Annotated in this window: 10 protein-coding genes; 2 read left to right on the top strand and 8 right to left on the bottom strand. The window is 46.7% G+C overall.

Going from position 1 to position 12,653, the window contains the following annotated elements; all coding sequences use genetic code 11:
• Positions 1-19: 19 nt before the first annotated feature.
• The 3 genes from NCY57_RS10820 to trxB form a co-directional block, all read right to left on the bottom strand.
• Positions 20-1,051, bottom strand: a complete 1,032-nt coding sequence (locus NCY57_RS10820) for a PTS mannose/fructose/sorbose transporter subunit IIAB (RefSeq protein WP_173739405.1) — start codon at positions 1,049-1,051, stop codon at positions 20-22.
• A 420-nt stretch (positions 1,052-1,471) separates the two neighbouring features.
• Positions 1,472-2,509: a LacI family DNA-binding transcriptional regulator gene (locus NCY57_RS10825; RefSeq protein WP_244092759.1), complete on the bottom strand. Its 1,038-nt coding sequence runs from the start codon at positions 2,507-2,509 to the stop codon at positions 1,472-1,474.
• Positions 2,496-3,434 (bottom strand): thioredoxin-disulfide reductase, encoded by a 939-nt coding sequence (gene trxB / locus NCY57_RS10830; RefSeq protein ID WP_114001924.1) that lies wholly within the window; start codon positions 3,432-3,434, stop codon positions 2,496-2,498. Before trxB ends, NCY57_RS10825 begins: the two co-directional genes overlap by 14 nt.
• A gap of 168 nt (positions 3,435-3,602) precedes the next feature.
• Between trxB and NCY57_RS10835 the strand changes: the two genes are divergently transcribed.
• Entirely contained in the window at positions 3,603-5,375 is a 1,773-nt protein-coding gene (locus NCY57_RS10835) for a DUF885 domain-containing protein (RefSeq protein ID WP_244092760.1), read from the top strand.
• Between the two features lie 10 nt (positions 5,376-5,385).
• On the opposite strand, the gene NCY57_RS10840 is transcribed toward NCY57_RS10835, so the two are convergent.
• From NCY57_RS10840 to NCY57_RS10850, 3 genes are all read right to left on the bottom strand, one after another.
• Positions 5,386-5,667, bottom strand: coding sequence for a hypothetical protein (locus NCY57_RS10840; RefSeq protein WP_015525365.1), 282 nt, complete (start codon positions 5,665-5,667; stop codon positions 5,386-5,388).
• A gap of 5 nt (positions 5,668-5,672) precedes the next feature.
• On the bottom strand, positions 5,673-6,086 hold the full coding sequence (locus NCY57_RS10845; protein ID WP_250789659.1) for an acyl-CoA thioesterase: 414 nt from the start codon (positions 6,084-6,086) through the stop codon (positions 5,673-5,675).
• Positions 6,087-6,150: 64 nt separating this feature from the next.
• Positions 6,151-6,399, bottom strand: coding sequence for a hypothetical protein (locus NCY57_RS10850; RefSeq protein ID WP_114001926.1), 249 nt, complete (start codon positions 6,397-6,399; stop codon positions 6,151-6,153).
• A 905-nt stretch (positions 6,400-7,304) separates the two neighbouring features.
• Here NCY57_RS10850 and NCY57_RS10855 point away from each other — a divergent pair.
• Complete coding sequence (locus NCY57_RS10855; RefSeq protein WP_250789660.1) at positions 7,305-8,999, top strand: CapA family protein; 1,695 nt, start codon at positions 7,305-7,307, stop codon at positions 8,997-8,999.
• A 149-nt stretch (positions 9,000-9,148) separates the two neighbouring features.
• Here the strand turns inward: NCY57_RS10855 and glgB are convergent, their stop codons facing one another.
• Entirely contained in the window at positions 9,149-11,035 is a 1,887-nt protein-coding gene (gene glgB / locus NCY57_RS10860; RefSeq protein WP_021653063.1) for a 1,4-alpha-glucan branching protein GlgB, read from the bottom strand.
• Between the two features lie 211 nt (positions 11,036-11,246).
• Entirely contained in the window at positions 11,247-12,653 is a 1,407-nt protein-coding gene (locus NCY57_RS10865) for a polysaccharide deacetylase family protein (RefSeq protein ID WP_250789661.1), read from the bottom strand.

Consider the following 12,653-nt stretch of genomic DNA (forward strand, 5'->3'; position numbering starts at 1 on the left):
TTTATTTATTCAGTGGATGTCAGTCAAGCTTGTCCAGTATATCCTTCACAAGCTTCTGCTCATCATTGGGTACCTGCTGCATACAGGCCTTCGGATCAAGAGCCACCAGCTCTTTCAGTGCCTGCTGTTCTACTTTTGTCAACATGATAGTCGGGGTCAGGACAAGCTTCTCGGAAACATCGATTCCATCAAAACGTCCCGTATTTCCTACATTGAGGAATCCGATCTCACCAACACTTTGTCTTATCTTCAGAGCATCCTTTACCGTTCTTGTCAGAACCAGAATACGCATCCTGGATGCCTTCGGATTGTTTAAGATACGAATGGCTTCATCCACCGGTTTGATCAGCGATTTGATTCCGCCCGGTACGGCCATTTTCAATGCCATCTTCTGGGTGTTATCGTTAGCTGCCTCGTCGTTAGCTACCACGATTCCCTGTACAGCCAGCTGTTTGGTCCAGGTCATGGCAACCTGTCCGTGGATCAGACGGTCATCTACACGAAGTGCGGTGATCTTTGCTGTGGAATTGTCATAGGACTGGGGAGCCAGAGCTTTTTTCGGTGCGGATTTTTTTGCATACGATGCAGCACCTTCTGAAATCTGCGCAGTATTTTCGATACCCTGTGCAGTATCTTCTTCAGCATTTTTTTCAGATGTGGATTTCTTTCCACCGCCAAGGTCTACCATCTGAAGCTCTTCTCTGGCATCATCGATAAACTCCTGGATCTCCTCCTCTGTCACATCGTCATCCGCCATCATGACCTGCATCAGGACCGGAAGGTTGGTTCCTGTGATCAGCGTAACATTTTCTTTCTGACTGTATCCCAGAAGCTTCTGATTTACGCTTCCTCCCATCAGATCTGTGAAAACGAAAATCCTGTCGTTTTCATGCTGTGCGAAATATTCTTCAAACTTTTTCTCCACATTGTCTTCCGGTGTCACATAAGCATCAATGGTTGTGATCTCAGCCATTTTTCCAACGATCAGCTCTGCTGTATAACGAATGCCGGAGGCCATTTTTCCATGTGTGGCGATCAGAATCTGTTTCATCTGGTATTCACTCCTTCTGTACTCTTTCCCTTTGGTTATGTACCTAACCTTTGTGCTCACACTATAGCATCAAAGTTAGGCTGTGTAAATAGGTTATGTACATAACCTATTATTGTAACAAGTTCAAAATCATAGTTTTGTGCAGGTTTCACATAGAACAGCAAATGCTTATTATCCACATCTTCAGCACGAACCTACACAGGATAACTCTTTTACGATTTCAGGTAAATTTACAAAAAGCCGAAAATACTCTGACTGTCAGACACTGACAGTTCCCGTATATTTCGGCTTTTGATATCTTTATATCTTAGATTCTCTATACTCTTACTATATTGAAAGTCCCGATTTTCTGTTTTTCACAGTTCTGCAGTGACTTCTCGTATCTACCCCCTGATCAGATCAGGTACATTCTCTGCAGACTTACTTTTCCTCATGCTGCAGCTGTACAGATCTCCTGGGGATCAGCGTGACCGGAAGCATGATCTCATTTTCACGCTCTTTTTCCACTCCATTGATCCGTTCCATCAGAATTTCCACTGCAAGAGACGCCTTCTGCTCCACATTCTGACTGATAGTAGTCAGACGAGGCACGGAAAATTCCGCATAACTGATGTTATCGTATCCTGCAATTCCGATCTCCTCCGGAATCTTTACTCCACGACTGCTGAAAAAGCTGATAGCCTCCAATGCATAGAGATCCGACAGGAAAAACAGTGCGGCCTTTGGTTTTTTCCGCTGGAGCAGCCACGCATAGCTTTCTTTTCGTTTGGCGTAGTTCATTCCAAGAGCAGTAAACTGCACCTTCTGCTTTTTCTTTGCAAAATCCTTCGCCGCCCGCTGAGCGCCCATGTAACGAAGATGATCCACACCATTATCACGGCCTGCACAAACCTGGATATACTCATAGCCGCATTCCAGAAGATATTTTGTCATAAGATAGCCGCCACTTTCGTCGTCCAGTCCGATATTCAGGACATGGTTTTCCTGGCCTGCATCAAGCTCACCATATGCATCAATAGAAACGATCGGTTTGTTGATCAGCTGATAGATTTTTTCGCAGTTGCTTTTGCTGAAGGAAATGGCAATAACACCATCTACATCCCAACCCATGACCATCTGGAATATCTTATCTGTATCCTTTGCGGAATACAGCATCAGATAATATCCCAGTTCCTGCACGTATTTCTCGATAAAACCGATGATCTTTCCATAAAAAGGATCTCCGATGATAGAATCCTTGAAGTCTTTATGATAATTGATCACAACTGCGATCAGCTGGGATTTTTCTTTATTCAGAACTCTCAGTCCCATTTTCTGGACATACCCCATCTCCCGGATAAGATTCTCGATCTTCTGAATATTGGCAGGAGATACTTTTTTTGTTTTTCCATGTATGACGTTGGAAACAGTTGTTGTACTCACGCCTGCTCTTTGCGCGATTTCCTTAATCGTTGCCATTATCTTTCCTCCAGAGATATTTCTGTGCGGAAGCCACTGCATTGGCTCCGTCTGAAACAGCAGTTACTATCTGGCGAAGTGCCTTGGTACGAATATCCCCCGCTGCAAAAACCCCAGGTGCGCTGGTAACACCCTCTTCTCCTGCACAGATATATCCATTTTCATCCAGCTTGAGCTGGTCCTTTACAAGTGTCGTATTAGGAACGATCCCCACAGCAATGAAAACACCTTCTGCGGTCAATTCCCTCTCTTCATTTGTTTTTATATTACGGATCTTAAGACCGGTCACTTCATCCTGTCCCAGGATCTCAAGGGGAACACTGTCCCACACCATTTCTATATTCTCACAGGCAAAAACTTTCTCCTGAAGTGCCTGATCTGCTCGAAGCGCATCACGGCGATGAACAAGATATACCCTTTCACAGAGGCCGGAAAGAAAAACTGCATCCTCTGCTGCCACGTTTCCTCCCCCCACTACCACTGCGGTCCGATCCTTATAAAAAGCTCCGTCACAGGTAGCGCAGTAGGAAACACCAAGGCCGCTCAGATCATCCTCTCCCGGGATATCCAGCTTCCGGTGCTCTGCCCCAAATGCAAGGATCAGGGCTTTCGCCTGATATTCATGCTTTTTTGTACGAATCGTCTTGATCTCTCCGGAAATATTTTCCAGGGAAAGAATCTTCTCTCGCTGCGGTTCCAATCCCAGCTTCCGGGCATGTGCCCCAAAGGCTTCTCCGAGATCCATGCCCGATATCCCCGGCATTCCCGGATAATTATCCACCGCATAGGTAGCTGTGACCTGACCGCCCGGTGCAAAGTTTTTATCGATCCATATGGTATTTAACCTGGCCCTGGACGCATAGATCGCTGCCGTGATCCCTGCCGGACCTCCGCCTAAAATTGCAAGATCATAAATATCACTCATGTTATTTCTCCATTTTTGTATATTTCCGCTCACATAATATCATAGATTCCGTAATTTTCCAATATGATAGAACAAAGCGCCACTCTGAAAGGACGTTACTGTTTGCTTCGAGACCATCAGCACTCTCCACATGGTATATGTCTGTAAACAGTAATGAAAGACTGTCTTATGTCTCTTAAAATCAGGAAAAATAAATCTTCTATTATCATCACTCTGCTTCTTATCCTGGCACTTCTCACCGGCCTTACTGCCGGTTATTTTTCCACTCACGGGATCACAGAAAACGGAAAATTCGAAGCCTTTTCCGGAAAAGTTTTTCAAAATGAAGTTTCCGGCAGCACCCTTACCCTCCATTATACCCTGGCACATCCGGAAAAACAGGGTATCCGGCGAAAAAAAGCTTCTCTTGGCACTGTCCCCACAGATATGAAAAATACATACCAGATCTGCAGCCAGTACGAAAAAAAGCTGAAATCCTTCCGCTACAGCCGCCTTTCCACAGAAAATCAGCTGACGCTGGACTCCATGCTCCTCTATTACCACACGGAAAAATCACTGGGCGACAATTATCTGCTTCAGGAGCCTCTTGGCCCAAGTCTTGGTATTCAGGCTCAGCTTCCGGTTCTTCTGGCGGAATATGCCTTTTATGAAGATCGTGATATCACCGACTATCTCACTCTTCTCACCACCATCCGCCCATACTTTCGGAGCATCCTGGAATTTGAGAAAAAGAAATCCGAAGCTGGCTTCTTTATGAGCGATACTACCCTGGACCGGGTCCTTGCACAATGCAGTGCTTTTATCCAGAATCCCGACAACAATTATATGCTGGAAATTTTCCAGAAAAAGCTATCCGAATATGGAAAACTTCCTTCCTCAGAGCAGAACGCTCTGGTCCTGACCCACCAAAATCTTATGAAAACAGAAGTCATCCCAGCCTATCAGGAACTTATGACCGGTCTGGAAGCTTTGCGTGGCACAGGAAAAAACACTCGTGGCCTGACTTATTTCAAGGGAGGAAAAGCCTACTATCTCTATCTTCTTCAGAGTCAGATCGGCTCTTACGTTCCTGTAAAGCAAATGGAAAAACGACTCTCCGGACAGCTTTCCGACGAGATCGGCATCGCAGGAACCATACTTCGACAAAACCCGGAGCTTCTGACTACTCTCAGCCGGGGAATCACTTTCAGAGAAATAAAGCCTGCCCAGATGCTGAATGCCTTGCAGCAGAAGATCCAAACAGACTTCCCACCTCTCACAGATGTCACCTTTGAGCTCCGCACAGTCCACGATTCCATGAAAGAATATCTAAGCCCCGCCTTTTATCTCACCCCACCTATGGATACCGGAACCCCCAATGTGATCTACATAAATCCGGCTGCCGGCTACCAGGGCCTGGAGCTTTTTACCACACTGGCACATGAAGGATTCCCGGGGCATCTTTACCAGACTGTCACCTTCCAACGCCAAAAATCCTCCAACATCCGAAATCTTCTCTGCACCTCCGGCTTTGCAGAAGGATGGGCCACCTACATCGAACCCTATGCCTACCAGTACGCCGCCGATTATATTCAGGATCCTTCTGCCACAGAGCTTGCCAGGATCTCCTGGCTGAACCGAAGCATCAATTTATGCATGTACTCCCTTCTGGACATTGAGATCCATTACAACGGCTGGACTCAGGCCGAAGCCGCCAGCTTTCTGAAAGCCTTTGGTATCGAAGACAGCGCCGTTGTCTCCGAGATCTACCAGTATATCCTGGAAACCCCGGGAAATTATCTGAAATACTACTGGGGCTACTTAAGTCTTCTGGACTTATGCACTTCCGAACAGAACCGCCTTGGCCAGGACTTTGATCTGAAAGCTTTCCACAGCCAGGTACTGAAGATCGGTGGTGTACAGTTCCCGGTGCTGGAGAAGTATATTGATGCGGAATTTTGAAACTGTTTTTTCACTCCAACCCAGCAAAAAACAGTTCATAAAAATCATCCTCACCCTCAAGCATCGGAGAATTCTCTCCGCCGCCATTGGTACTCCTCTTCATCGCTGCATAAAATTCCTCACCAGCTGCGATCAGATCCATCTCATAAACCGGAACCCCAAGCTCCCGGCACTTCTTACAGAAAGCAGCCAGCGGCTCTTTCTCCCTGCGGGTAGCAAGCAACATCTCCCGAAGCGCCGGGTCCCTGCGGGCCTTTTCCTTCAGATTATCAAGCATCTCCACAACTTCCATCAGACTCAATCCCCCTTCACACAGCTTCTGAACAGCACATCCAGTTCCGGAATCTCTTTTTTCAGAGAAACCAGCTCCCCATTCCTGGTAAAACAATGCTTCGAGGAAGCCTCTGTACAAACCTCCCCTCTGGTCACATTAAAAAACTCATAAGCCAGTTCCAGAACCACACCACTGTACTTCTTCACCGAAACCGAAATCTCCACCACATCATCAAAAAGCACCGGCTTCTTATAAGAAACCGAAACCCCCGCAACAGGAGAAACAATCCCCCGCTTCTCCACCTCACCATAACCAAAGCCCAACTCCTTCATGAAATCGATCCGGGCCTCTTCCATCCATTTCACATAATTGGAATGATGGATGATCCCCATCTGATCCGTCTCATGATACTGTGCCTTACGCCTGTAAACACCCATGTTTATATCCTCTCTTCTGTAAAAATCTGACATTTGCCACCAAACAAAATATCCTCTTTATTTCTCACAAATCATACTCTTTATACAACTCCCTGCATACCTCCGCACTGTCTATTATTCTCCCGATCTCATCCATCCGGCCATCTGCGATGAATTCCCCATCCTCCAGCTGATGCTCATTCCGAAGATGCACAATCTTTACATTCTCCGGATAAGAAGTATGAAACACCTCATTGATAAGCGGGACGATCAGATAAGTCATCTTCTCCATCATCGTCCGAAAAACATCATCAAATATAGTATTATTGGTCATTAACACTCCTACTGGTATATACAAATTATACCACACAAACAAAACATGAAAACACCATAAACCAGCATTTCACAAAATACACAGTAACAAAAAATGGAAAACGCTTCAGAATCTAAAGCTTCAGAAATGTCCATACAGACAAAAAGATCTTATAAGATAAACCACCCATACCACACACTATAATAAAAAGCACTGAAATTTCATCCAAAAATTCCGACACACTCAAACCAACAACACAACACCTCCACACCACCAGGCCGACAGCAAAGCACCTCCACACTACCAGGCCGACAGCAAAGCACCTCCACACTACCAGGCCGACAGCAAAGCACCTCCACACTACCAGGCCGACAGCAAAGCACCTCCACACTACCAGGCCGACAGCAAAGCGCCTCGGCCACCCCCTCCGTCAGACCACAAGGAAACTCAGCCTTTCGCCCCAGGCATCCAGCGCAGCGCTGATGCCCCATCCCCTACCGGAAAACCACTCAACCTACCACTCCAAACAAACCTACCACCCAGCCACCCTAGCCCTACCGCCCTGAACCTCACAGCCCGTGCCAGGGATGCTGTCTGGTCTGCCTCTGCAGGAGGGGAGCTGATTCTTAGACGGCGAAAATCTGCGTTGCTTCAAAAATTCTCGCTGTCTGAGCGGCGTCAGACGCGAGTTCGAGAAATTTTGAAGCGGTTTTAGCAGAATTTCGGCGTCTTAGAATCCAGCCCCCGACGAAGCCGCAGACCAGACAGCATCCCCGGCACGGGCGTACGTTCACCCCCACCCCCCTCTTCCCACCAAAATAAAAATCTGCTATAATACAACCACACAACAAAAATCAAAAATAACAAAGCGAACAATCACCAATCAATCGCATTCAAAATTCAAAGAAAGACAAGGTAAAACATAAATGAAATTTCCACCCAACATCAAAATCCCCGACTCCCTCAAAGGAGTCTTCAAAAAAAGCTCCACCCCGGATCCCCTCAGAGAACCCCGGCGCAACCCCAAGGACAACATCCCCCTTAACTTCCGCGAACGCAGCAATGCCCGTGTAAGTCTTATGGCATCCGTCATCGTCCTTGCGATCCTGGTCCTCTTCTTCAATCAGCTGGACTACCGCCTCATCCGCAAACCAGCCATAGACGCCCAGAAAAAAGCCGCGGCAGTCAAAGCCAAGGCCGATCAGGAAGCAGCCGACACCACTGCCGAAACTACCACTGCCTCCGTCATCGCAGTAGGCGACAACCTCTATCACCAGAGTCTCATCGACGCAGGCGCATCCTCTGACGGAAACTGGAACTACGACAAGATCTACACCCACATCCAGGACGCCATCAAGGACGCAGACATCAAAATGATTGATCAGGAAACCGTCTTCACAACCGACCATGACAGCGTAAGCTCCTACCCATCCTTTGCAACACCCACAGAAGTAGGAGACGCCATTATAAAAGCAGGATTCAACGTAGTAGAATCCGCCAACAACCACATCGATGACTTCGGCGAAGGCTTCCTCACAGACACACTGAACTTCTGGAAAACCAAATATCCGGATGTCACACTTCTGGGGATCCACGACTCCCAGGAAGATGCCGACACCGTCAAGATCCGTGAAGTAAACGGTATCAAGATCGCATTTCTGGATTACACCTACGGCACAAACGTAGGCGGCATTGAAGGAAAAGACTACATGATCGACATGATCCGCAAAGACAAGATCACAGCCATGATCCAGAAAGCAAAACAGCAGGCCGACTGCATCATCTTTGTAGCACACTGGGGTACCGAAGACGAAACCATGCCAAACGAATACGAAAAACAGTGGGCAGCCTACCTTATGGAGCAGGGCGTAAATGTCATCATCGGCGGACATCCACATGTACTCCAGCCATATGGCCGCCTTACTGATGACAAAGGCAATGAAACTGTAGTCTTCTACTCTCTGGGAAATTTCGTATCCACCCAGCAGAAGCTGGAAGAACTTCTCGGCGGAATGGCAAAATTCACCATTCAGAAAACCGTACAGGACGGCAAGACCTCAATTGAGATCCTGACCCCTACAGTGGAACCTCTGGTCATGCATTACAACAGCGATGCCGGTGAATTCGGACCATATATGCTTTCCGATTACACAGAAGAACTTGCATCTCAGAACGGTGTACAGTCATACATTGGTTCCGGTGTATTCACTCTTGACAACCTGAAAAAGAAGTTCAACGAGATCATGTCCATGAATGTCACTCCATCCACAGGAACCAACCTCCTGGATGTGACCATTGACACAGACCTGAACATGATCGATGCATCCGGAAATGTCGTAGAAGATACCGACTCTATCACAGCAGAAAAATATTACGCAGATAAAGGCATTGACATCACTTCCGAAGACTTTAACTCTGCTGATAATAACTCAGGCAGCACAGACGACTCCTCGGATGACGGTTCCTACGACGACAGTTACTCTGACGATGGTTCCTACGACGACGGTTCCTACGATGATGGTTCCTACGACGACGGTTCCTACGACGACGGTTCCTACGATGATGGTTCCTACGATGATGGTTCCTACGATGATGGTTCCTACGATGATAGCGAAGAATAGCGATAACTTTTCGTAACCAGTTTATACCCAGATCCATAAAATACCGGAGATCCGGCACCTCTGAAGCCAACACTTCAAAGGTACACAGATCTCCGGTATTTTTATTTTATCTTTTATATTTTCTTTCAAAGATTTCGCTATACAGAATATCAGTATGTAAATATACCAACTCCATAAGCTTCCAACGGATATGCAAAAGAAAATTCCCGGTTGTCACAATTTTTCTTTTCGGCTTTAAATACCTTGCCCTTCGGAAGAAGCCCCTGCTCATCCATGATCAGCTTGTACTGTTTTTTCTTCGGAACGCCTACACGGTAATCCGGACGTGCTACCGGTGTAAAGTTGCATACTATCAGGATATTATTACGTCTTGTAGGAGATTTTCTCACAAAGCTGAAGATACTTCTGTCGCCATCGTTGGCATTGATCCACTCAAATGCAGATGGATCATTATCTGCACCGTAAAGTGCCGGATATTTGCGGTAGATATGCAGAAGATCACTGACATACTGCTGCAGCTTCTGATGATTTTCCTCGCCAAGAAGATACCAGTCAAGCTCTCTGGCCTCACTCCACTCACGCAGCTGTCCGAAATCCTGTCCCATAAACAGAAGCTTCTTACCCGGATGCCCGAACATAAAAGTATATCCGGCCTTCAGGTTCTTGAATTTATCATCCAGCTCTCCTGGCATCTTCTCCAGCATAGAACACTTCAGATGTACTACTTCATCATGAGACAGAACCAGAACATATTTCTCACTGTATGCATAAGTCATAGAAAATGTCATCTTATTATGATTAAATTTACGGAAATATGGATCCAGCTTCATGTATTCCAGGAAGTCGTTCATCCAGCCCATATTCCACTTCAGAGAGAATCCAAGCCCGTCGTCTTCTGCCTTACCTGTTACCATCGGCCATGCGGTAGATTCCTCTGCGATCATGACAGTTCCATGATTTCTTCCGAGAACAACGGTATTCAGATGCTTAAAAAATTCAATAGCCTCCAGATTCTTGTTTCCGCCGTATTTATTGGCGATCCACTCACCGTCTTTCTTACCGTAATCCAGGTAAAGCATGGATGCAACCGCATCTACACGAAGACCATCAACGTGGCATTCCTCTACCCAGTAAAGAGCGTTTGCGATCAGGAAATTCTTCACCTCCGGACGTCCGTAATTGTAGATCTTGGTTCCCCAATCCGGATGCTCACCCTGTCTCGGATCTGCATGCTCATATACAGCAGTTCCGTCAAAGTTAACCAGTCCGTGTGCATCCTTCGGAAAATGTGCCGGTACCCAGTCAAGAATGATACCGATTTTCTGACGGTGAAGATAATCCACCAGATATTTGAAATCCTGCGGTGTTCCGTAGCGGGAAGTCGGTGCGTAATAGCCGGTTACCTGATAGCCCCAGGAACCGTCAAAAGGATGCTCTGCGATACCCATAAGCTCCACATGGGTGTATCCCATTTTTTTGACATACTGTGCAAGCTTCGGCGCCAGTTCTCTGTAGGAATAGAAACCATCCTCATCCTCTGCTGTCTGCGGATGCTTCATCCAGGAACCCGGATGCACCTCATAGATAGACATGGCACTTGTGTCCGGATCAAAGTTCTCGCGATTTTTCATCCAGGTATCATCTTTCCATTTATAGTTGGTGATATCTGTAATACGAGAGGCTGTTCCGGGACGCATTTCAGCGGCATTGGCATATGGATCTGCCTTGTAAAGCTCCTCACCATGTGCACCTGTAATGTAAAATTTATACAGCTGTCCGATCTTCGCTCCCGGTACAAATGTCTCATAAACGCCAATGGGTCCAACTTTTTTCATGGGATTCTTCTCCGTATCCCATTCGTTGAATTCACCTATAACAGAAACCGCCTGTGCATTAGGTGCCCACACTGCAAAATAAACCCCTTTTTTCCGGTTCTGCGTATCTGGATGTGCTCCCAGCTTCCTGTAAATATCATAATTCGTGCCCTGACCAAACAGATACTGGTCAAGCTCCGTAAATTGTAATTTCTTTCCCATTTTCAGGTACCTCCCTTTATAGTTCTGCCACCGTCCATTCCCCAATTTTAAGTGGAATTTTTTATTCTATAATTATACCAATCCCCATATTTTCAGTCAAGGAAAAACCCTCTCCGGCTAATATGTGTCTATTATCCGACAGTGTCAGATAAAGTCAAAAAAGAGACCTGAATGACGCACATTTTGTCATTCAGGTCTCTCCTGTCATTTTTTAATATTCTTCGCTTCCATCGTCATAAGATTCGTCGTAGGAACCATCATCATAGCTTCCATCATCGGAAGATCCATCCGAATAATCACTTTCGTCAGAACCATCGGAATAGTCCCCTTCATCGGAAGATCCGTCACTGACATCAGATCCGTCAGAAGAATCGCTTCCATCGGAGCCATCCTCAGAGGAATCCTCTGAATCGCTGGAATTTCCTGCATATCCTGCAACACGACCAGCCTGAAGAGAGCTGTCCCAGAAGTCAGAATAGGAAGCACTCTGTAACGTAACATCCTTCGCTTCTGCAAGCTCGCTGACTGTTACAAGCTTATATCCCTGGTCGATCAGTGCCGGGATCAGCTTCTCTGTGGCACACTTCACAGATGGTTCATGAATATCATGCATCAGGATGATAGAACCGTCTCCCAGTGAGGAATCATTCATAATCTGGTTATAATCTGCATCCGCATCCATCAGCTTCCAGTCCAGAGAATCCGTAGACCACATGAAGAAAGGCTTGCCAACTGCACTCATCTGCTCATCTGTGATCGCGCCATACGGTGCACGACATACCGTTGATGCCTGCCCACAGGCTTTTACCAGTGCATCATCCGTCTTCTGGAACTCCTGCATAACAGAATCCAGATCCATATTCGGCAGCGTCTGTTCCGGATGATCCCAAGTATGGTTACCGATCTCGCAGCCAAGCTTTACCATTCGCTGTATGGTAGATTCACGGCCCTCCACATTCTGTCCCAGCATAAAGAACGTAACATGGATATTGTATTTCTCAACAGTATCAAGAAGTGTCTCTGTATACTCTCCAGGACCATCATCAAAGGTCAGAGCGATCATCGGGCGCTTCTTGGAAGGATCATAAGAGCCATCCTCATTAAAATAATAGTCCTTCACACCTTTCTCCACCCATCCGGTCTGCATGTATCCCTTTTTATCAAAGCTGTATGTTGTTCCGTCAATATCCGCAAAACCATTTACATAATATGTACCATCTGGATTCTGATACCACTTTCCTGTAGAATCCTCATGCCATCCCGGAGTCATAACAGAAAGCCTTTCGCCTGCTGCACTGCCCTTTACCGGCATCACCGTTGCATCCGTACCGGAATCCGCGCTGTCTGTATCCGAAACAGCCGTATCCGTCGATGCCGTACCGTCCTTCGTACTGCTGTCTGTGGAAGCTCCGGCGGTATTTGCCTGGACATTTACTGTCTCCGCATCCTTATTGCTTCCGCCGCCTGCATGGTTGACGATGGGAAGAATTACCCCTCGAACAACAAAAACCAGCAGAAGAATCGCCGCAACTACACAGGTTATCCGCTTCATCATCCGCCGCCGTCTTAACTGCTGCTGTTTTCTGCGCATCCTCTCACGCAAAACTCTTTTGTCCAT

Origin of the sequence: Blautia sp. MB18-30, assembly GCF_023669475.1 — a bacterium.
Classification (GTDB): Bacteria; Bacillota; Clostridia; order Lachnospirales; family Lachnospiraceae; genus Blautia_A; species Blautia_A fusiformis.